Genomic DNA, 19,879 nt, shown 5'->3' on the forward strand with positions numbered 1-19,879 from the left:
CCACGACCGAGGCCGCCTAAGATCAACCCACGGCACCTACCTCGTCGAGCCTTTTACACCGCTCCGAGGACGCGACCGAGGGCGGCGAGCGGGGTGAGCTGGCGATAATCCGTGATCGCCGCACGCAGTGCCGGGACGGTACGGTCTCCGCTGTCGGGGCTCCAGTCGAGTAGGGACGGCTCAGCGAGAAGGTCGCCGAGTGCGACGTCCAGAGCGACCGCGAGGGATTTGATCACCGACAGACGGTCAAGCTCGATCCGGTCGTTTTCTATCTTGCTGAGCCAATCGACCGTTCGGCCGACGAGTCCGGCCAGGACTTCTTGTGACATTCCCCGCCGTCGGCGGTACCACGCTACGCGTTCCCCGATGGTCAGGTGATCCGTCATGCCTCGCATACCGATCAGCCTCGCATGGATACCTCGGGGACCCCGGAATTCTTTTCCGGGGCGGAGCGGCAACCTTTTCCTAGTGTCTCGACTGACCGGGAAAACGTCCATTGCGACGGAGGAAAAGGAGTGGAGACGACGGGATCACGAGAGACCAGCGGGCAGGGCTGCTGCTCGGCCTGCCGGGGCAAGGGGTGGCGATATGCGCGGGTGAGCGCGGCTTATGGCGCTCAGATCATCGATGGTCGGCGCGCTCCAAGAACGCGGAGTGATTGCTTCGACTGCGCTGGAAGCGGACGGCAGGAGACATGACAGACACGCTTGTGTGGCGGCGACCGGCTGAACCGGTGACCAACGACCCTTTATATGCCGCTGTGCGCCTCGCCGAGGAGCTGCGCAATCTGGAAATACCCGCCGACATTCACCATGGCGTCGGAATCGCGCTTGTTTCGGTCTGGATCGATCTGGTCGTCTGGACCAACGGAGTCTCGTATCACTGGTGGTCGGGGAAAACGTCAGCGCGCGGGCGCCGGCGCTATGCCTACAGCCCGGTGAACGATCCGCTGACGGCCGCTCGCCGGGTCGCTGTCCGGTACGCGGACCTCCGTGGCGGTCATCCGTTGTCGGAGATGGTCGAAGAGACCCAATGCGTACTCCCGAATGATCGCCGACCGGTCGACCTACGCGGACGGCGCCTCGCCTCGCCCGTATGGCCGGAATGATCGCTGTGATGGTCAGCGAGTTGAACGCCGTCTACGGCAGGCGATGGAGGATCTCGGCATCCCTTGGGGGCGGGTGGTACGCGGTGCGTCGGCATGACCTCTCCAGAGAGAGCCTTCAGCGTGGTCTTTCCTACGTGCGTTGTGGACAGACCTTGGAGGAACTGGCCGGTCACCTGGCTGCCGAGAAGCGAATTGAAGATCAGTGGTGGGCCGTCAATCTGCAGGACGAGAGTTTCGGTCCTGCCGCCGGCGTTCCACCGAAGCGGGCGCGACTACGAGGTTGATCCCTGCTGGTGTGTCGTCGACACGCAGGTGTGTCCCTCTCTGTTGCGCCTTGGCCCGGCAAGCCAGCCCCGAAGGGCTACCACACCCAGGCTTGCCGGGCCTTCCACGTCCACAGGGGGTGGAAGATCATCGCTCTGATGCTACGCTCAACCTGATAGGACACGTTAAAGCTGGTAAGGCGGTTGTAATGGCAGCTCCACGCGAGGACGGCCTCAAGTACGAACGCGTACTGAACGCCTTGAGATCGCGCATCGCGGACGGGACCTATCCGCCGGGGATGATGCTGCCCTCACAGAGCCGGCTCGTCGCCGAGTTCGACGTGTCACGACCCACGGTGATCGAGGCGTTGCGACTACTCCGCCAAGAAGGCTTGATCGAGTCCCAGACCGGGCGCGGCTCGTTCGTACGCGGGAAGGTGCCCACACTGAGCGTGGAACGCGCGCACCCCGGTCAGCGACTTCTGGATCTCGCCGAGTCGGAATCCTCCGCCGAGTTGCTGCAAGCCGGGATCATCGTCGCCCCCACTCGGGTCACCACCCTGCTTGACCTGCCCGCCGGGTCCAAGGCATTCCTGCGGCAATACGTTCTCAGTGACGAGGACGGCCCCATAGAGCTGATCTCAGCGTGGTTTCCCATCGACCTGGTCTCCGGAACCAAGCTGACCTCGCCTGAACCCATGGACGAGGGGATCCGACGTCACCTGTACGGCCGCAAGAGGCTCCGGTTGGACTACGCCGTCGAACGCACGCTCTCACGAGCAGCGACGGCGGATGAGGCGCAAGCCCTGAAAATGTCAATCGGCGCGCCAGTGCTGAACCTCGTGGTGACCGGGCACGACGCCGATGGCAGGGCACTCCAGCTCGTCGACGCGGTCCTTCCAGGAGATCGCCATGAACTGCGTGATGCCTACCCCCTGACCTGATTTAACCTGATCGATCGTCTCTGGCTTCAAACTTGACACGACAGGTTGATGGGCCTAGCTTTATGAAGCAACCTGATAGGTCAGGTTGAAGTCTGCATCCTTCCTGTCAAGCTAGGAGAAAGCATCATGGCCCTTCAAGGCCCCATCCCCGTCCACTTCGAGCAGGTCTTCCCGCACGGCTGCTTCATCGTCGGCGAGGTCGAGCAGGTCAAGGACTTCGACGCCTCGTCCAAGGGCCGCACCGTCTACGCCAAGGACAAGAACACCGGAGAACTCGTCTGGCAGGTCGCCGTCATGGACGCCGACCCCACCGTCAAGGCCGGCCAGAAGACGGTCTCAGTCAAGATCCTGTCCCCGGTTCAACCCGTCGTTCCGGCCGCGCTGCCGGGCCTGCCGTTCGTGCCGGTGGAGTTCGACGGCATGACCGCCACCGCCTACGTCAACCAGAACACCGGCCGCCTGGCCTGGTCCATCCGAGCCACCGCGATGCGCCCTCCCCGCACCGCGGCGACTCCGGCCAAGGCTTCGGCTTCGACGGCCGGTAAGGACGTGGCCGCATGAGAGAGCACCTGCCCTACACCCGCGCCGTGGTGACCCTCGACGAAGACGGCACCCGACTCGACACCTCGTTCCGCACCCCGCACCTGTCGGTCATGGCGCTGGTCGCCGATGGCGGACGGCCGTTCCTGCACCTGTCCTCCCGTGAGGCACAGGTGATCGTCTCCACCACCGGCGGCGGACCGGTCACCGAACAAGACGTGACCCTCGCCCGGCAGATCGCCGACGTCGCCGCGCGATACCTCGCCGACTGCGAGCGCCTGCACACCACCCAGTCCACCAACCCCCACCAGGTCGACGACGAATCCGAGCAGGGCAAGGCGGCCTGACACGTAAGCGGGGCCGCTGGAAGGTGCAACTTCCGGCGGCCCCTCGGTTCTCCCCAGACGCAAATCAAGAGAGGGCTCAAGCCTAATGTTCAAAAAACTGCCCGGCGACGAGGCACGCACCCTCGTCACCACCACCCCCGATACCGCCGTAGTGTTCCGCCCGGCCGTCGTCCGTACCCCGGCCATCGTCACCATCACCATCTTCCTGTGGCGGCTGCTGGCCGGACTCGTTCGACTCGTCTGGCGTCACCCGATCGCGGTGGCCGTGCTCGCCGTTCCCGCGGTGCTCGGCATCCTGTACGGCTGGCGCCTCGCCCTGGTCGTGGTCGCCGTTCCGCTCTCGCTGCTGGCGCCGTGGCCGTTCTTCGATCGGCCCTCGTTCAACCGCTGGATGGGCTGGCGGTTGTTGGCTTGGTGGCGGCTGGTGTGGATCTACCGGCGGCACTGGCAACCGGTGATGATCATCTCTGGGCTCGGACGACACTTACGTGGCCGGGACTACCTGCCTCGCGTCGTCCGTGTCACCTGCACCTCGTGGGCCGACGTGGTCACGGTGCGAATGCTCACCGGACAGGCGGTCAAGGACTGGGCCGACCGCACCGAGCACCTCGCCCACGGGTTCGGCGCTCGCTCCTGCCGGGTCTCCATCGCGCGTTCGGGCCGGCTGCTGCTCGTCTTCCCTCGCCGCGATCCCCTCGCCACTCCGCTCCCGGCTGTACCGGTCCCGGCTGAGGCATCGGTGGGGCCGGTGGAGGTCGGCACGTGCGAGGACGGCAAGCCCTGGCTACTGAAGGTCCACGGCACTCATGTCCTAGTCGCCGGGGCCACCGGGGCGGGCAAGGGCTCGGTCATCTGGTCGGCGATCCGCGGCCTGTTGCCCGCCACGCGTGCGGGCCTGGCGCAGGTGTGGGCGCTGGATCCCAAGCGGATGGAGCTGTCCTACGGGCGTGACTTGTTTGGCGACCGCTACGCCGCGAGCCCGGCTGACTGCGCCGATCTGCTGGAAGCAGTGGTAAAGATCATGCAGGAGCGGGCCGACCGCTACGCCGGACTCCAGCGCTCCCACACTCCCACCAGCGATGACCCGTTCGTCCTGGTGGTGGTCGACGAGGTGGCGTTCCTGACCGCCTACCAGTCCGACAAGGGTCTCAAGCTGCGTATCTCCGCCGCGCTGGCGACGCTCACCACGCAGGGCCGCGCGGTCGGCTTCGGTGTCCTGGCAGCTCTCCAGGACCCGCGCAAAGAGGTCATGAACATCCGCAACCTGTTTCCCGACAAGATCGCGCTCCGCCTCGACGAGTCCGAGCAGGTCGACATGGTCCTCGGCGACGGCGCACGGGACCGCGGGGCACTGGCCGATCACATCTCCCCGATCCCCGAGCAGGGCGCTGGCATCGGTTACGTCCGGCTGGAGACCTCACCCGATCCGATCCGGGTCCGTGCCGCCTACGTCTCCGACAGCGACATCCGCGCGATGGCCATGGAGGTGACCGCATGAGGGTCAGCTTCTACGGTACCGACGAGGAGATCACCCGCCTCTGTGAGCGGCCCGTCCTCGCCGTCCTGGGACCGCACCACACTCAGCCCGTCCTGGCCTTCGAGCTGTTCAACGTCCGCATCACCGCCGACCCGTACCAGACCATGTTCCGGCTGGTGGCCGACCTGTCCGAAGTGCGGGAGAGGGGCGAGCGTGACTGAGCTGGCCTACATCCTCGACGGCCTGCGCTGCGCTGCCTGCCACGCGGTCAACACGCTGTGGCTGGACCTGATCCGCGGCCTGGTCGAGTGCCACGAGTGCGGACAAGGCGCACTCCTCGACCACGAGCAGGAGGCGGACGCGTGAGCAACCCCAACGACCGCGGCCTGTCGCGCGCCGAGCGTCAGAGGATGCCGCTCGCGCTGGATGTGGCGGTGGAAATCGCCAAGCACAACGGGGTGTGCATCCGACCGGTGGTCCTGCGTCGGCTGGACACGCGCACCGGGCTCACCGAGGACGTCAACGTGCCCTGCGGGGCCACCATGGACGCCAAGTGCTCGTCGTGCGCCCGACGCAACCGCTACCTGCGGATGGCCCAGTGCCGGGAAGGCTGGCACCTGGAGGCCGAACCCTCGATCACCCCGGATGAGCCCAACGAGGAACAGCTCTGGCTGGTGGAGTTCCGCGCCGACATGCAAGCCCAGCGCGATGCCGCGGAAAAGGCCGGCGACGACACCACCGACCTGGACGCGATCCTCAGCGGACTGGATGCCGAGATCACCGCGGCCGGGATGCGCGGCACCCTGCTCGGCCGTACCACCGCCAAGCGCAACCGCTCGACCCGGCGACGCCAGGACGCCCCCGACCTGCCCAGGAAGGTCCGGCAGAACACCACCCTGGGGCGGACGTTCACCAGCTCCGACGGGATGGTCTACCGGCCGTCGCTGTTCGTCACGCTCACGCTTCCCTCCTACGGCAAGGTACGCAACGGCGTGCCCGTCGACCCGGACGCCTACGACTACCGACGGGCGGTCCGGGACGCGCTGCACTTCTCCAAGCTCGTCGACCGCTTCGTGCAGAACCTGCGCCGCGTCGCGGGCTACGACCTGCAGTACTTCTCCTCCGTCGAACCACAGAAGCGACTCGCGCCGCACCTGCACATGGCCATCCGCGGCACCATGCCACGCGCCGAGGTCAAGGCGATCGCTGCGGCCACCTACCACCAGGTGTGGTGGCCCTCGGTCGACGAGGTGCGCTTCGAGGGCGATCACCTGCCGGTGTGGGTCGAGCGTCCCGCGCGGGAAGACGGCACTCCCTACCTGGACGGACAGGATGGCGACTACCTCGATCCGGTCACCGGGGAAGTGCTGCCCACCTGGCGCGAAGCGCTCGACCGGCTGGATGCCGACGAGGAGGCCGAACCGCTGCACGTGGTCCGCTTCGGTGACCAGGTCGACGTTCAGGGTGTCCTCGGCGGCACCCCGGATGCCGACCAGTGCATCCGCTACCTGAGCAAGTACCTGACCAAGAGCCTCGGCGACACCCTCGACGCCGACAACCCGGCACAACGTGACCACGCGGCCCGCATGGTCGAAGCGCTCCGCTACGAACCCTGCTCCCCGGCCTGCCCGAACTGGCTGCGCTACGGAGTCCAGCCCAAGAACCCCAAGGCGGGCATGACACCGGGCCGATGCCGAAGCAAAGCGCACAAGCCCGAACACCTCGGCTACGCGGGCCGTCGCGTCCTGGTCTCGCGCAAGTGGTCCAACAAGACCCTGTCCGAGCACAAGCGCGACCGTCGTGCCTGGGTCATGGAAGCCCTCGGCCTGGCCGACGAGCCCGTCGACCCGCACCGCTACGTCTGGAAGCCCATCCCGGCCGGCGACGGCAACATCCCCTCCCTGGCCCTGCGGCTGCTGCGCATGGTCGCCGAACGCCAACGCTGGCGAGCAAGCCTGCTCGCTCTCCAGGTGAAAGCCACCAGCCAATTCGCACCCGACCTTTCGGCAACGAAGGAGGCGGCATGACAGACGACCTCGATCACCTGCTTCTTCGCCCGGAGAGGGCGGCGGAGCTTCTCAGCATCGGCCGGACCACGGTCTACGCACTGATGCGGTCGGGCGCTCTCCGCTCGGTCCGTGTCGGCACCCTTCGCAGGATTCCCCCGACCGCGCTCGCCGAGTTCGTCGCGCATCTGGAAGAGGAGCAAGCAGCATGAGCACCAAGAAGCGTGGCCACAACGAGGACTCGATCTACAAGGACGGCGACCGGTGGCGCGGGGCGATCTCCATCGGATACGGACCGAACGGGGAGCGCCTCCGCAAGAAGGTCTCCGGCAAGACGCGACCCGAAGTCGTCGAGAAGGTTCGGAAGATCCGTGAGGGCATCGCCAAAGGTCTGCCCGTCCCCGACGACAAGATCACCGTCGGTGCTTTCCTCGACCGCTGGCTGTCGACGCTCCCCGGTCATATCGCCGATTCGACCTTGGACGACTACGAGGACACGGTGCGACTTCACCTCAAGCCGGGGCTCGGGCGGCACAAGCTCACCGCGCTGACCGTCGCTCACGTCGATGCCCTGTGGCAGGCCAAGCGGGCGAAGTACAAGCCCAACAGTGTCCGGATCATGCGGGCCGTCCTGCGCAAGGCACTCGGGCAGGCTGAGCGTGAGGGCCTGGTGGCTCGGAACGTCGCAGCGCTGTCCATGCCTCCCCGGCTCAACACCGACGAGGGCCGTACGCTCACGATCGACCAGTCACACAAGCTTCTCGACGAGGTCGCGGAGCATCGAATGGGGGCACTCGTCCTCCTGGCGCTCGTCTTCGGCCTTCGCCGCGGTGAGGCTCTCGGGCTGATGTGGAGCGGCTTCGACCCGGAGGCCAAGACCCTGCGTGTGGCGCACGCGGTGAAACGGATCAAGAACCGCACCCCCGGCGCGGAACGTAAGACCAAGCTCGTGATCACCGAACTCAAGACCAGGAAGTCACGCCGTACGCTCTGCCTGACGCCCGAGTTGGTCGACGCGCTCAAGCGGCATCGGGCCACGCACAACGCGGAACGTCTTCAGGCCGGAGAGGAGTGGACCGAGCACGGGCTGATCTTCCCTTCGATGCTCGGCAATCCGTCCGACCCCGACACCTTCTCCCACCTGTTCTCGAAGCTGGCGCGGAAAGCCGGCCTCGGTCACTGGCATCCGCACGAGCTGCGGCACTCCGGGGCCTCGCTCATGCTCGCCCAGGGCACACCGCTGCACGTCGTCTCCGACGTCCTCGGGCATGCGAGCATCGCGATCACCAAGGATGTCTACGGGCATCTGATGGAGGGGGACAAGCGGGCGGCGTCGGCGGCGATCTCCGGGGCTCTGCTGGGCAGGTCCGCGCCTTTGGCTCCCAGGTTGGCTCCCACAGACGCCGAAGAGACCGGCTGAGCGACACAACGAAAAAGGCCCCTGACGGCGTAATGCCTGTTCAGGGGCCTTCTTGCATGTGTGCGGCCGGAGGTACTCGAAACCCCAACCTTCTGATCCGTAGTCAGATGCTCTATCCATTGAGCTACGGCCGCTCGCTGCGTAAGCAAGCATAGCGGGTTTTGGGCGATGCCTCGAACCGGTTAAACGATCGCCCTTGGATCCGCTGGTCGGCGTCGGATTCTTCGACGGGGACGGGGATCCGGCGGGGAGGCCGAGGCGATGGGCCGGATCAGGCGGCCTGGAGGATCGAGGTGAGGACGCCGGGGAAGCGGGTCTCCATCTCGGCGAGGCGGAGCTCGTGGCGGCGGAAGCTGCCTTCGGGGGTGACGCGGAGGAGACCGGCCTCGCGGAGGATTTTCAGGTGGTGGGAGAGGGTCGACATGCTCACGGGGACGTCGAACTGGCCGCAGACCACGCCTCCGGCCTCGGAGAGCTGGCGGACGACCGAGAGACGGACCTCGTCAGCGAGGGCGTTGAGCAGGCCAGGAAGTGTGACGGAGGCCACGTCCGGGTGATGGAGGGCTCGCATGGGTCGATCCTAGTCGAGGAATTCGAGACTTTGACAACCATCGAAGTCCGTCACACAATTCGATGCATGTCGAAATCTTTGAGGGGGCCGGATGATCCCCGATGACGTGCTCTCCACGACCAGGGCCGTGCGCAGGCGGCTGGATCTCACCCGGCCCGTCCCCCGCGAGCTCGTCGAGGAGTGCCTCAAGCTCGCCGTACAGGCTCCGACCGGGCGCAACCGGCAGCGCTGGCACTTCGTCGTGGTCACCGAGCGGGAGCAGCGGGAGCGGATCGCGGCACTGTGGCGGGAGGGGATGAACCGCCCCGGCACCCCGATACCGGAGGAGGACGCGCGGCGGGCGTACGCGTTTCCCGGCTCGATGGAGCGGGTGTGGGAGGGAGCGGAGCATCTGTACCGGCACATCCACGAGGTTCCGGCGTTTCTCATCCCGTGCATCACGGGGCGGACCGAGGGGGCGAGCGTGCACGAACAGGCCAACACCTTCGGCTCGATCATGCCCGCCGTCTGGAGCTTCATGCTGGCCGCACGGGCCCGGTCACTGGGCACGGCCTGGCTGGGGCCGCTCCGCCTGGAGCGGGAGGCGGCCGGGGTGCTCGGCATACCGTACGAGAAGGTGATGCAGGTGGCGTTCGTCCCGCTGGCCTACACGATCGGGACCGATTTCAAGCCCGCGCGCAGGGTGCCGATGGAGGAGGTGACGCACTGGGATCGCTGGTGATCCCAGTGCCGGTTCCGGCCTCAACGACTCTCCTGAGGAGAGTCCGTGTTCCCGGGAAGACCCGGGCGGCGGCCCCCACCGAACCCGAGACGTCATCGACGCCGATGAGATGCCGACGAGGTGCCGACGGGACAGCGGCGAGGCGGTGAACGAAGGGGTGATGAGACGGGATACATCCTTGTGTGTACGGGGGACCCGTCCCGCGCCGGACCCGCGGGCCGCGTCCGGGTGATGAGATGGGAGGCATGAGACGAGACGACGCGCTGTGGGCCGTGGCGTGCTTCGTCAGTGGTCTCCTCCTGCTCGCGGCGGGCGCCTACCAGCACCGGTGGGCCTCCGCCCCGCTGTTCGTCGGCCCGCTGGCGGTCGCGTGCGTGGGGGTCGCGGTACGGCGGAGCAGACCGTTGCTCTCGCTGGGACTGGGGGTCGCGGCCTTCCTCGGCGACTTCGCCATGGGCCCGTCCCTGGGTACGGTCCTGATCGTCACGGACAACCTCTACGCGGGGGTCAGGTACGGTCCGCGGGCGCTGGGCAGGTGGATGCTCGGCATCACCTCCGTGATCGCCGTCGTGGCGGGCGTGATCGCGGGGGCCCTCTTCAAGCACTGGTCGGCCGCCGCCATCTTCCTCGTCCAGGGGGGCCTGGTCGGGGTGACCCCCGTCTTCACCGCCATGCTCACGAGGCAGCTGCAGGACCAGGCGTTGTCCGAGCGCGCGAGGGCCGAGCAGGTGGCGCGGCTGGCGGAGCTCGACCGGGCGGCGGCGGTGCAGGCCGAGCGGACCCGGATGGCGCGGGAGTTGCACGACATGATCGCCAACCACTTCAGCGCGATCGCCATCCAGTCCACCGCCGTCCTCTCCCGCAGGGACCTCGACGCGCGGGCCGTACGGGAGGTGCTGGCGTCCATCAGGGAGAACAGCGTCGAGGGCATGGGGGAGATGCGTGCCATGATCGGGCTGCTCCGGCAGGACGGCGAGGAGCCCGAGGCGACGAGACGGCGGGTGGCCGAGGCCGGAGAGCTGGCCGAGCGGGCGCGGGAGGCGGGACTCGACGTCCGGATGCGCGTGGACGGCGAAACCAGGGAACTGCCCGCCTCGGTCGACCTGGCCGCTTACCGGATCGTCCAGGAATCGCTGACCAACGCGCTCAAGCACGGCGGCAAGGTCGCCGACGTGGTGATCGGCTACCGGCCCGGACTGATCACGCTGGCCGTGGACAACCCGATCGACGGCGCGGGGCGCGGGCTTCCCGGCGCGGGTGCGGGGATCATCGGCATGCGGGAGCGTACGGCCCTCGTCGGCGGGGTCTTCGAGGCCGGGCCCCACGACGACGGCTGGCGCGTCCGCGCCGAACTGCCCACCCGGGAGATCACGTGACGCCCTGGACGCCCGCCCGGGGTCATATGACGCTCCCGACGCACGACCGGGAGATCGTATGACCACCCAACCGCACGCCCGGGAGATCGCATGACCATCCGAGTTCTCGTCGCCGACGACCACGCGGCGGTCCGCGCCGGGATCGTCCTCATTCTCGACGGCCACGAGGACATCGAGGTCGTCGGCCAGGCCGCCAACGGGGAGCAGGCCGTCGCGATGGCCCTCGACCTTCGTCCCGACGTGGTGTTGATGGACATCCGGATGCCGAAACTCGACGGGATCTCCGCGACGCGCGAGCTGAGCGGGATCACCGACGTGCTGATCCTGACCACGTTCGACATCGACGAGTACGTCTTCGGGGCGCTGCGGGCCGGAGCCGCCGGGTTCCTGCTGAAGAACACCGACGCCGACGCCCTGGTGAAGGCGGTGCGGGTGGTGGCCGGGGGCGAGGGGCTCATCGCGCCTGCGGTCACCCGGCGGCTGATCTCCGCCTTCGGGGCGTCGGTCCCCGAGCGCAGGTCGTACGAGGTCGGCGTCCTCACCCCGCGCGAGCGCGAGGTGCTGGCCTGCATCGGGCGGGGCCTGTCGAACGCGGAGATCTCCGCCGAGCTGGACATGGCGGAGGCGACGACGAAGACCCATGTCAGCCGGTTGCTGAACAAACTGGGTCTCCGCAGTCGCGTCCAGGCCGCGATCCTGGCCCAGGAACTCTCCACGGAGAGGTGATCCGGAGGCGGGGACTCCTCGAAGATCAGGGAGTCCCCGACGGTCAGGAGCCCTCCGCCGGGACGTACAGGGAGAGGGTCTCCGCGACGCAGGCGGGCCTCTTCTGGCCCTCGACCTCGACGGTCACGCGGACGTTCGACAGGTAGCCCGAGGGGGTGCCCTTGAGGTCGACGAGTTCGGCCCCGGCACGCACTCGCGCGCCGACCGGGACGGGCGCGGGGAAGCGGACCTTGTTGAGCCCGTAGTTGATGCCCATGGCCAGGCCGCCCACCTGGAGCAGTTCCGCCATCAAGGAGGGCAGAAGCGACAGGCTCAGGTATCCGTGGGCGATGGTGGCGCCGAACGGCCCCTGCTTCGCCCGCTCCACGTCCACGTGGATCCACTGGTGGTCGCCGGTCGCGTCGGCGAACAGGTTGACCTGCTCCTGGGTGATCTCGCGCCACTCGGTATGGCCGAGGTGTTCCCCGACGGCGGCCTTGAGCTCGGTGATGTTGGCGAAAATCCTCATGTCTGGAACTTTATTCCGCTGAAGGTGCGGCGAGAAGGTTCGCGACCGTGAACTCCTCTCCGCCACCCGCTTCCTTCGCCGTACCCGCCGCGGCCCCCTCGTGGGGGCGGCGTTCCCGACGCGCGGGCCCCTGGCCGCGCACCGCGCCTCGCGGGACACCGAGGAGGCCAGCGATCTCCTGGTCGGAGAGGTCCTCGTGGCAGCGCGGGGAGCAACGGGAAGCGCTCTGCCCGCGCGGCGGCGAGGTCGGCGAACTCCACGCGTCCAGAGACGCCTCGGAGGCACGTTCCGGTGCGTTCCTTTTCGTCCATCTCCGGCGTACCACTTTCCGGCTGGCTCTTGCCAGCTTTTCGTACGGTCCGCATCTTGTTTTCGCTGTACGGCCCGCGACGCAACACCGGCCGTTCACACGAGTTCCCTAGCGTGCCCGCCATGAGACGACGCATGACGATCACCATTGGCGCGGCCGTGCTGGCGCTGGCGGTGTCCGCACCGGCGGTGGCCGACCCGGGGCAGCCCGGCTCCGGCCTTCCCGCCGCCGACAACGCCGGGACCCAGCAGGCGGATTCGCAGCGGCCGGGTTCCGGTCACCCCGGTTCCGGTCACTCCGAATTCGGACGCGCCACGCTGACCGGGTTCGCATCCCTGCCCGCGCTGACCTTCGTACCCGGCAGCGAGCCGTCGGGCTCCCAGCTCGGCACGACTCCCGTCAACGGGGTGACCCCGCCGTTCGCCGGGCAGCCGGTGCAGGGCTTCAGCGGCATCGTGCGGCGGCACGACGGCACCTTCGACGTACTGTCCGACAACGGGTTCGGCGCCAAGAACAACAGCGCCGACTTCCTGCTGCGGGTGCACCGGGTGAAGCCCGACTTCCGTCGCGAGAAGGTGGCGGTGCTGGGCGGATTCAACCTGAGCGACCCCGACGGGCGCGTCACCTGGCCGCTGACCCGGCCGGACCGGAAGCTGACCGGCGCCGACTTCGACGTGGAGTCGATCGTACGGACCGTCGACGGCACCTACTGGATCGGCGACGAGTTCGGCCCGTTCCTGCTGCACTTCTCCTCCTCGGGCAAGCTGCTCGACGCTCCGATCCCGCTACCCGGCGTCAAGGCACCGGAGAACCCCTCCCTCAACGGCGAGCAGCCGAACCTGGGGCGGAGCAAGGGCTTCGAGGGCATGGCGCGCTCGGTCGACGGCCGCACGCTGTACCCGCTGCTCGAAGGCACCGTGACCGGCGACGCCGCCGGGACGCTGCGGATGAACGAGTTCGACCTGCGCAGGCGGGCCTACACCGGCAAGCGCTGGACCTACAGGCTGGAGAGCCCCGACAACGCGATCGGCGACATGATCGCGGTCGACCGGTACCGGTTCCTCGTCATCGAGCGTGACAACCTCCAGGGGGACGAGGCCAAGACCAAGCGCATCTACATGGTGGACACCCGCCACGCGGACCTGCGCAAGACCCTCGTCGCCGACCTGCTCGACCTGGCCAACCCGCGTGGCCTGGGCGGGTTCGGGGAGACCTTCCGCTTCCCGTTCCAGACCATCGAGGACGTCGTGATCCTCGACGACCGGACCCTGGGCGTGCTGGACGACAACAACTTCCCGTCCTCCGCCGGCCGCACCCCGGGCCAGCCCGACAACAACGAGTTCATCACCGTGCGCCTGTCGCGTCCGCTCAAGGCCGACATCCGCGTCTACCTGTAACGGCCCCGCGGGCCTTCCTCCGAACCCCTACCGGGGAACCGCAGGCCCTCTACCGGGGAGACCGCGGGCCCTCCCTCCCTCCGGACCCCTGCCGGGAGGGAGGGCCCGGCCTTTCCGGCTTTCCCCGGCCTTGTGGAGAGGGGCGGAGCCGTCGCGTTCCCGCCGCGATCCGGTCCGGCGAAATTCCCGGTGGCACCACATTCCATACCGAACGAACAATTATGACAAAACAGTAAATAGCAATAGATAAACTTACATCAGCATTCACAGTGCCATTTATTTGCTCGACCTCAACCGTTTCAATACGCTATCTCATGGTCCGAGGGGTATCTCCTAGCTGCTGCCACTTATGAGGTAGCGAGGGATATCAGATGTTTTCGGAACCAGAAACGAGATGGGGAAATAACGTGCTTCCTCGAAAGAGCGGACGGACACCGGGGACGAACTCCAGCAGACAGGTGGGCGTCCTCGCCATCGCGGCAGTCGCCGGCATCCTCATGACGTCGAACCAGGTACCGGCCAACGCCACCATCGGGCAGGCCCAGACGCTCGGCTCGATCTCACAGCCGAATGCCGACAGCACTCCCGACGGCCGGTTCTCCCGCCCCGGCCCTCCTCGCAACCAGCATCGCGGATACGAGTCGAGGCCTTCCGACAGGCCCTCCGACAGGTGGCGAGGCAGGTCACAGCGCCACCAGGATCGCCCCCACGACCGTTACCGCTCGCGCAGGGGCGAGAACGCGGAGCCTCGCGAGCGCCTTTCCCGCTCCGAGAAGATAATGAGGGACCTCCAGAACGACCCGTCGTTCCCAGAGATCATCGTCCGCCAGAAGTAAGCCCGACGGGCCGCTTCCCGCCCCCGGCCGCGACGGAGCACGAGAGGCGAAGCGCCACCGAGGCGGGGACGGGTCACTGAAATCCACCGGGTGCCCGGTACGGCACGACGGGGAAGAGCGGCCTGCCGGTCGCCCCCGCGCCCGACCGGGTGCCGCCGGATCGGAGAAGAACCGCTGTGTGCCGTACCGGTACGCACTCTGGTGCGGCACACAACGGTTTGTCCCGCCCTTCCCGTGCCCCCGTTCCCGCTCACCGCCGCTCCCGTTTCCGTCGCCGTCGTCGTCCCCCTCGTTCCCGCTCCCGTTTCCGTCGCCGCCGTCGTTCCCGCCGCCCCCATTCCCGTCACTCTCGTTTCCGTCGCCGCCGGCCGGGATCCCGCACATCGGAACGAGCGATCCGAGCGGGCTCGAAGGGTTCGGAAACCGGTATGCCGGACAGGTGTCGCCGGACCCGGCGTCGCCCCTCCTAGGGGGCCGCTCCCCCTCTCCTACCGGCCATCCTGAAATCATCCATTGAGCACTATGGGCGAATAATCATTACAAATGCATCTAAATCATAGATGAGAGGCAAGTTTTCCTGCACAACACTGTTTATTTGCCCTTCCCGAACTATGGCGGCGCGTTATCTACATAAGCCTCGGGTATCTCCTGTCCGTCGTCACTTCCGTGACTGAACGACAGATCCGAATATTTTCGGAATTAGCAATGATATGGGGAAATAACGTGCTTCCTCGTAGTAGCAAATGGGCGCCGCCCCTTTCCGGTAAGTGCGCCGGCGCTCTGGCCGTCGCAGCGATGGCCAGCCTCCTCGTGATGGCGTCGAATCAGGCTCCGGCGAACGCCATCGGGGAGACGAGCCTTCTCAATCTCGCACCGCACAGCGACAACGGGGACATCGGAAGCACCGGTGGAAAAGCCCGGCTTCGCCATGCCGTACACCGGGGCGAGAAATCCATTCTTCGCCCGTGCCGGCCCTGCCGATGCGCCAAGGGGGACCCTCACTGCCGCTGCCCTCGCGGGTGTGGCAGAAACCGGGACCGTGACTGGCCGCCGAACCGGTTCGACGATGACGACGACGATGACAGCGTGATCGCCATCCCCGTCCCCATCAGGCCCGCCGTCAGGCCCACAGCCCCTCCCGCAGGCACTCCCACCGCCACCAGCTCCACCAACGCCGCGGCCGGACCGGCGGGACCCCCCGGGCCTCCCGGGCCTCCCGGGCCACCCGGACCCGCGGGACCACCCGGACCGGCGGGACCACCCGGACCCGCAGGACCGGCCGGAGCGGACGGACTCGCGGGACCACCCGGACCGGCGGGCGCGGACGGAGCTCCAGGCCAGGACGGCCTGGCCGGACCTCCAGGAGAGGCAGGACCGGCCGGAGCGGACGGACTCGCGGGACCACCCGGACCGGCGGGCGCGGACGGAGCCCCGGGCCAGGACGGCCTGGCCGGACCTCCAGGAGAGGCAGGACCGGCCGGAGCGGACGGACCACGCGGCCCGGCAGGGCCACGCGGCCACGCGGGAGCGACAACACGCGCGCAGCCGACCCAGCCCACAGGGTGCGTCGTGGCCAGTCCCGTGGTTCTCCAACCCGTGTGCACCGTCGCTTCTGTCAGCCTTCCCGTCGTTCCCGTCAGCTTCGCCGAACCTCTCTGTCTTCCCGAGACCGTCAGCACCGTCGGCATTCTCAACGGGCCGGGAATCGTCGGATGCGTGTAGCCCGTGGTGGAGCGGCGTGCCGTGGTAAGAACCGCGCGGGACAGGGCGCGGGCCGCTTCGGAACGGGCACGACCTCGCGAAATCCGTACGGCACCGGATCGCACCGTCACGGAGAGGTGACCGCGCGGACGTAGCCGACCGGTACGGCCACCGCGTGATCTGTCGGAGAGGGGAAACCGAAGATCACCCGGTGGCCGTACCGGCGCGGAGTCGCGGCCCGGCGGCCGAACGCCGGTGTCCCCAAGAACATGACAAGTCGATCCCAAGGTGGTTCTCGCAGACTTTGTCCGCCAAGCTCGGCAAAGGATGGGAGAAACGTACGATGAATGCCACAGATCGCCCGTACACCCACGAGATGGTGGTGGTCCACCGCGTCTTCCGGCGAGAGTCCGGTTTGATGCCGCATTTCGTCCGGGCGGTGCCCGAAGGCGACACGGTTCGCGCGGCCGAGATCGCCGAGCACTACCTCGACTACGCCGAGGGCCTGCACCACCACCACACCGCCGAGGACGAGCTGGTGTGGCCGCTGCTGCTGTCACGGGTCCGTCCGCGGGCCGGCATGGTGGAGCGGATGGAGGACCAGCACCAGCGGATCGACGCGACCCTGGCCCGGATCGCCGAGGTGCTGCCCGAGTGGCGGCTCACGGCCTCGAAGGGAACCGGCGAGAAACTCGCGATCACGATGGAGGAGCACCGCGCCGCCCTGGTCGAGCATCTGGACGACGAGGAGCGGTACGTGCTCGCGCTCATCGCCGAGCACATGTCGGTCCCGGAATGGGAGGCCGTCGGCGCACGCGCGGTGGAGCAGATCGCCAAGGAGAAGCTGATGCTCTCGATGGGCGCGATCCTGGAGGAGGCCACCCCGGCGGAGCGCCGGTTCTTCCTCGGCAAGCTGCCCGCCATCGCCCGGTTGCTCTGGAAGACCGTCGGCCGCCGCCAGTACGCCAAGCAGGTGCTGCGCCTCCGAGGTCCGCTGGCGGCGTGAGCCCGGCCAGGTGGGGCCACCCGGTGAGCCCCGGCCGGGCCTCACGGGACGCGCGCCTCACTCCTTGGCGCGGGGAAGGACGGCCGTCATGACCAGGCCGCCACCTCCGCGCGGGCGGGCCGTGACGTCGCCGCCGTGGGCCCGGGCCACGGAGCGGACGATGGACAGGCCCAGTCCCGCGCTCTTCGCCGTGACCAGGCGGTCGGCACCCAGGCGGCGGAAGGGTTTGAAGAGTTCCGGGATGTCGTAGGGCGGTACGGCGGGCCCGGTGTTGCTGACCTCCACCTCGACGCGTCCGTCAGGCGCGGTACGGCTGACGACTCGCACCCAGCCGGTGCCGTCGCCGGTGTTGTGCCGGATCCCGTTCTCGACCAAATTGTGCACCAGGCGTTCAAGCAGAAGCGCGTCCCCGCTGGTGGGCGCGGGGCCCGCCGCCTCGTGCACGGTGATCTTCGCGTGCTCCGCCTGCCGGGCGGTCTGCGCGATCACGTGGGACACCACGTCGGCCATGTCCACCGGTGACCGGTCCGCGATCTCGTGCTCGGCGCGGGCCAGCAGCAGCAGTCCCGAGATGAGCTGCTCGTGCCGGGCGTTGATCTCCAGCAGGCTCTCGCCGAGCTGCTGGACGTCGGACGACGCCGCCCTGCGGTGCATGGCCAGCTCGACCAGCGCCCGGTTGAGCGTCAGCGGTGTGCGGAGTTCGTGCGAGGCGTTGGCGACGAACCGGCGCTGACCGTCGAAGGAGTGGTCGAGCCGCTCGACCATGGTGTCGAAGGCGTCGGCGAGCTCCTTCACCTCGTCCTCCGGCCCGCGCAGAGCGATCCGCGCGTGCAGACCGTGGTCGGCGACCGTGGTGACCGCGATCCGCCGCGCCGTGTCGGTCACCCGGCGCAGCGGGGCGAGCACCCGCCCCGCGACCACCCACCCGAGGCCCGCGGCGACGGCACCGACCACGGTCAGCGCGACCGCTCCCTGGGTGAGCAGCGAGGTGGCGGCGGCGGTGCGCAGTTCCTCCTCCTGCCGCTGCAGCCACTGGATCGCCTCGGGGCCCGTGAACACGTGGCCGTTCGCGTTGATGAGGACCATTTCCCTCTGCCCGTCCCTGGGTCCCCCGTACCTCTCGGCGAAGGACTGGGCCAGCTGCTGGTTGAACAGCAGGTAGGTGACGCCGAGCAGGGTCAGGCCCGCGGCGAGGAACAGGGCGCCGTACACGAGGGTGAGCCGGGTCCTCAGCGTGAGGCGCGGCAACCTATTGATGATCATGCGATCCGGTATCCCTCCCCCGGCATCGTCTCGATGACCGGCGGCTCCCCGAGCTTGCGCCGGAGCTTGAGTATGGTGAGGCGCACCACGCCGGTGAACGGGTCGGCGTGCTCATCCCACGCCTTCTCCAGCAGTCGCTCGGCGGAGACGAGCGCCCCGTCGGCGCGCAGCAGTTCGGTCAGGACGGCGAACTCCTTCTTCGACAGCGGCACGTACCGTCCGTTCCTGAACACCTCCCGGCGCGCGGGGTCGAGGGTGATCCCGGCCCGCCGCAGCACCGGCGGCACGGCCGGCCGCGAGCGCCGTCCCAGCGCCTGGACACGGGCGGCGAGTTCGGCGAAGGCGAACGGTTTGGCCAGGTAGTCGTCGGCCCCCAGGGACAGCCCGGCCACCCGGTCACCGATCTCCGCGGCGGCGGTGAGCATCAGCACCCGCGCGGTCGACTCCGACTCGACCAGTTCCCGGCAGACGTCGTCGCCGTGCACGAGGGGCAGGTCGCGGTCGAGAACGACCACGTCGTAGTCGTTGACCGCGATGCGTTCCAGCGCCGCTTCGCCGTCGTGCACGGTGTCGACCGCGTGCGTCTCGCCGCGCAGCCACTCGGCTATCGCGTCGGCCAGCATGCGCTCGTCCTCCACCACCAGCACTCGCATCGCGTTTTTGTGCCCCTTCGTCGTGTACGGACGAGGTGATGGTGACGTACGCGGTGTTTGCTCGCCGTTAGCGCCGATGGAAACGCGACCGAAACGCGCTCCCCTGTTGCATCACCTCTCGAACGGCCGGCGGAGAACCGGCTGTCGGAAGAGGAGAAGACCATGAGAGTTCTTGGCGCGCTGGCGCTCGCCCTGGTCCTGACAGGGTGCGGTACGGCCGACAACGGCGCGGACGTGGCGTCCGCGGGCGGCGGTGGCGGCAAGCCCGCCGTGAGCAGCGCCGCACCGAGCCTGGACCAGCACGAGAAGGGCATCAAGTTCGCCCAGTGCATGCGTGAGAACGGCGTCGACATGGCGGACCCCGAACCTGGCAAGGGCGTCACCATCCGGATCGACAAGAGCGTCGGCAAGGAAACGGTGGACAAGGCCACGGCGGCCTGCAAGGAGTTCTCCCCGATGGGCGGTTCCGGACCGAACGGGCCGGACCCCCAGAGGGCCGAGTCGATGCGCAAGTTCGCGCAGTGCATGCGGGACAACGGTGTGGAGGACTTTCCGGACCCCGAGGGCGGCGGGCTGCGCGTGACCGGGGCCGTCGGCGAGGACCCGGACTTCCAGACGGCGCAGGAGAAGTGCTCGAAGGAGTTCCTGCCCGAAGCGGGCCAGGGAGGCTCCTGATGGACACGGCCACGCTTTCCCTGAGGTGCGC

At 68.1% G+C, this 19,879-nt stretch carries 23 protein-coding genes and 1 tRNA gene; 17 read left to right on the top strand and 7 right to left on the bottom strand.

Features of this window, described 5'->3' with window-relative positions; translation table 11 throughout:
- Nucleotides 1-53 precede the first annotated feature (53 nt).
- A complete protein-coding gene (locus ACSDR0_RS41390) occupies nt 54-497 on the bottom strand; it encodes a helix-turn-helix domain-containing protein (protein ID WP_435294432.1) in 444 nt (147 codons plus the stop codon).
- Nucleotides 498-694: 197 nt separating this feature from the next.
- On the opposite strand from ACSDR0_RS41390, the gene ACSDR0_RS41395 reads away from it, so the two are divergent.
- From ACSDR0_RS41395 to ACSDR0_RS41440, 10 genes are all read left to right on the top strand, one after another.
- Nucleotides 695-1,108, top strand: coding sequence for a hypothetical protein (locus ACSDR0_RS41395; protein ID WP_435294433.1), 414 nt, complete (start codon nt 695-697; stop codon nt 1,106-1,108).
- Between the two features lie 472 nt (nt 1,109-1,580).
- Nucleotides 1,581-2,315, top strand: coding sequence for a GntR family transcriptional regulator (locus tag ACSDR0_RS41400; protein WP_435294434.1), 735 nt, complete (start codon nt 1,581-1,583; stop codon nt 2,313-2,315).
- A 126-nt stretch (nt 2,316-2,441) separates the two neighbouring features.
- Nucleotides 2,442-2,876 carry a plasmid replication, integration and excision activator gene (locus ACSDR0_RS41405; protein WP_435294435.1) on the top strand — a complete coding sequence of 145 codons (435 nt, stop codon included), beginning with the start codon at nt 2,442-2,444 and terminating at the stop codon, nt 2,874-2,876.
- The gene (locus tag ACSDR0_RS41410; protein ID WP_435294436.1) at nt 2,873-3,202 is read left to right on the top strand and encodes a hypothetical protein; all 330 of its coding nucleotides are present in this window, start codon (nt 2,873-2,875) and stop codon (nt 3,200-3,202) included. Before ACSDR0_RS41405 ends, ACSDR0_RS41410 begins: the two co-directional genes overlap by 4 nt.
- 85 nt (nt 3,203-3,287) lie before the next feature.
- On the top strand, nt 3,288-4,700 hold the full coding sequence (locus ACSDR0_RS41415; RefSeq protein ID WP_435294437.1) for an FtsK/SpoIIIE domain-containing protein: 1,413 nt from the start codon (nt 3,288-3,290) through the stop codon (nt 4,698-4,700).
- Nucleotides 4,697-4,900, top strand: a complete 204-nt coding sequence (locus tag ACSDR0_RS41420) for a hypothetical protein (RefSeq protein ID WP_435294438.1) — start codon at nt 4,697-4,699, stop codon at nt 4,898-4,900. Before ACSDR0_RS41415 ends, ACSDR0_RS41420 begins: the two co-directional genes overlap by 4 nt.
- Nucleotides 4,893-5,045 carry a hypothetical protein gene (locus ACSDR0_RS41425; RefSeq protein ID WP_435294439.1) on the top strand — a complete coding sequence of 51 codons (153 nt, stop codon included), beginning with the start codon at nt 4,893-4,895 and terminating at the stop codon, nt 5,043-5,045. The genes ACSDR0_RS41420 and ACSDR0_RS41425 overlap by 8 nt, the downstream gene beginning before the upstream one ends.
- The gene (locus tag ACSDR0_RS41430; RefSeq protein ID WP_435294440.1) at nt 5,042-6,706 is read left to right on the top strand and encodes a replication initiator; all 1,665 of its coding nucleotides are present in this window, start codon (nt 5,042-5,044) and stop codon (nt 6,704-6,706) included. The genes ACSDR0_RS41425 and ACSDR0_RS41430 overlap by 4 nt, the downstream gene beginning before the upstream one ends.
- The gene (locus ACSDR0_RS41435; RefSeq protein WP_425957679.1) at nt 6,703-6,897 is read left to right on the top strand and encodes a helix-turn-helix domain-containing protein; all 195 of its coding nucleotides are present in this window, start codon (nt 6,703-6,705) and stop codon (nt 6,895-6,897) included. The genes ACSDR0_RS41430 and ACSDR0_RS41435 overlap by 4 nt, the downstream gene beginning before the upstream one ends.
- Nucleotides 6,894-8,105 (top strand): tyrosine-type recombinase/integrase, encoded by a 1,212-nt coding sequence (locus ACSDR0_RS41440; RefSeq protein ID WP_435294441.1) that lies wholly within the window; start codon nt 6,894-6,896, stop codon nt 8,103-8,105. Before ACSDR0_RS41435 ends, ACSDR0_RS41440 begins: the two co-directional genes overlap by 4 nt.
- Before the next feature lie 61 nt (nt 8,106-8,166).
- Here the strand turns inward: ACSDR0_RS41440 and ACSDR0_RS41445 are convergent.
- Both ACSDR0_RS41445 and ACSDR0_RS41450 read right to left on the bottom strand, forming a co-directional pair.
- Nucleotides 8,167-8,239: transfer RNA gene (locus tag ACSDR0_RS41445), tRNA-Arg, on the bottom strand.
- A 137-nt stretch (nt 8,240-8,376) separates the two neighbouring features.
- A complete protein-coding gene (locus tag ACSDR0_RS41450; RefSeq protein WP_435294442.1) occupies nt 8,377-8,676 on the bottom strand; it encodes an ArsR/SmtB family transcription factor in 300 nt (99 codons plus the stop codon).
- A gap of 91 nt (nt 8,677-8,767) precedes the next feature.
- Between ACSDR0_RS41450 and ACSDR0_RS41455 the strand changes: the two genes are divergently transcribed.
- The 3 genes from ACSDR0_RS41455 to ACSDR0_RS41465 all read left to right on the top strand — a co-directional run bounded on the left by ACSDR0_RS41455 (nt 8,768) and on the right by ACSDR0_RS41465 (nt 11,499).
- A complete protein-coding gene (locus tag ACSDR0_RS41455; RefSeq protein WP_435294443.1) occupies nt 8,768-9,397 on the top strand; it encodes a nitroreductase family protein in 630 nt (209 codons plus the stop codon).
- Nucleotides 9,398-9,642: 245 nt separating this feature from the next.
- Nucleotides 9,643-10,773 carry a sensor histidine kinase gene (locus tag ACSDR0_RS41460; protein WP_435294444.1) on the top strand — a complete coding sequence of 377 codons (1,131 nt, stop codon included), beginning with the start codon at nt 9,643-9,645 and terminating at the stop codon, nt 10,771-10,773.
- A gap of 90 nt (nt 10,774-10,863) precedes the next feature.
- Entirely contained in the window at nt 10,864-11,499 is a 636-nt protein-coding gene (locus tag ACSDR0_RS41465; RefSeq protein WP_435294445.1) for a response regulator, read from the top strand.
- A gap of 43 nt (nt 11,500-11,542) precedes the next feature.
- Here the strand turns inward: ACSDR0_RS41465 and ACSDR0_RS41470 are convergent, their stop codons facing one another.
- Nucleotides 11,543-12,007, bottom strand: a complete 465-nt coding sequence (locus ACSDR0_RS41470) for a MaoC family dehydratase (protein ID WP_435294446.1) — start codon at nt 12,005-12,007, stop codon at nt 11,543-11,545.
- Between the two features lie 444 nt (nt 12,008-12,451).
- On the opposite strand from ACSDR0_RS41470, the gene ACSDR0_RS41475 reads away from it, so the two are divergent.
- Nucleotides 12,452-13,714, top strand: coding sequence for an esterase-like activity of phytase family protein (locus tag ACSDR0_RS41475; protein ID WP_435294447.1), 1,263 nt, complete (start codon nt 12,452-12,454; stop codon nt 13,712-13,714).
- Between the two features lie 407 nt (nt 13,715-14,121).
- Nucleotides 14,122-14,550 carry a hypothetical protein gene (locus ACSDR0_RS41480; protein ID WP_435294448.1) on the top strand — a complete coding sequence of 143 codons (429 nt, stop codon included), beginning with the start codon at nt 14,122-14,124 and terminating at the stop codon, nt 14,548-14,550.
- A gap of 1,828 nt (nt 14,551-16,378) precedes the next feature.
- Here ACSDR0_RS41480 and ACSDR0_RS41485 read toward each other — a convergent pair.
- Nucleotides 16,379-16,522 (bottom strand): hypothetical protein, encoded by a 144-nt coding sequence (locus tag ACSDR0_RS41485; RefSeq protein ID WP_435294449.1) that lies wholly within the window; start codon nt 16,520-16,522, stop codon nt 16,379-16,381.
- Nucleotides 16,523-16,594: 72 nt separating this feature from the next.
- On the opposite strand from ACSDR0_RS41485, the gene ACSDR0_RS41490 reads away from it, so the two are divergent.
- Nucleotides 16,595-17,257 (top strand): hemerythrin domain-containing protein, encoded by a 663-nt coding sequence (locus ACSDR0_RS41490; protein WP_435294450.1) that lies wholly within the window; start codon nt 16,595-16,597, stop codon nt 17,255-17,257.
- Between the two features lie 57 nt (nt 17,258-17,314).
- On the opposite strand, the gene ACSDR0_RS41495 is transcribed toward ACSDR0_RS41490, so the two are convergent.
- Both ACSDR0_RS41495 and ACSDR0_RS41500 read right to left on the bottom strand, forming a co-directional pair.
- Nucleotides 17,315-18,520 (bottom strand): sensor histidine kinase, encoded by a 1,206-nt coding sequence (locus ACSDR0_RS41495; RefSeq protein WP_435294451.1) that lies wholly within the window; start codon nt 18,518-18,520, stop codon nt 17,315-17,317.
- Nucleotides 18,517-19,173 (bottom strand): response regulator transcription factor, encoded by a 657-nt coding sequence (locus ACSDR0_RS41500; protein WP_435294452.1) that lies wholly within the window; start codon nt 19,171-19,173, stop codon nt 18,517-18,519. The genes ACSDR0_RS41495 and ACSDR0_RS41500 overlap by 4 nt, the downstream gene beginning before the upstream one ends.
- A gap of 162 nt (nt 19,174-19,335) precedes the next feature.
- Between ACSDR0_RS41500 and ACSDR0_RS41505 the strand changes: the two genes are divergently transcribed.
- On the top strand, nt 19,336-19,848 hold the full coding sequence (locus ACSDR0_RS41505) for a hypothetical protein (RefSeq protein ID WP_435294453.1): 513 nt from the start codon (nt 19,336-19,338) through the stop codon (nt 19,846-19,848).
- Nucleotides 19,849-19,879: the final 31 nt, after the last annotated feature.

Source organism: Streptosporangium sp. G11 (genome assembly GCF_051192615.1).
GTDB lineage: Bacteria > Actinomycetota > Actinomycetes > Streptosporangiales > Streptosporangiaceae > Streptosporangium.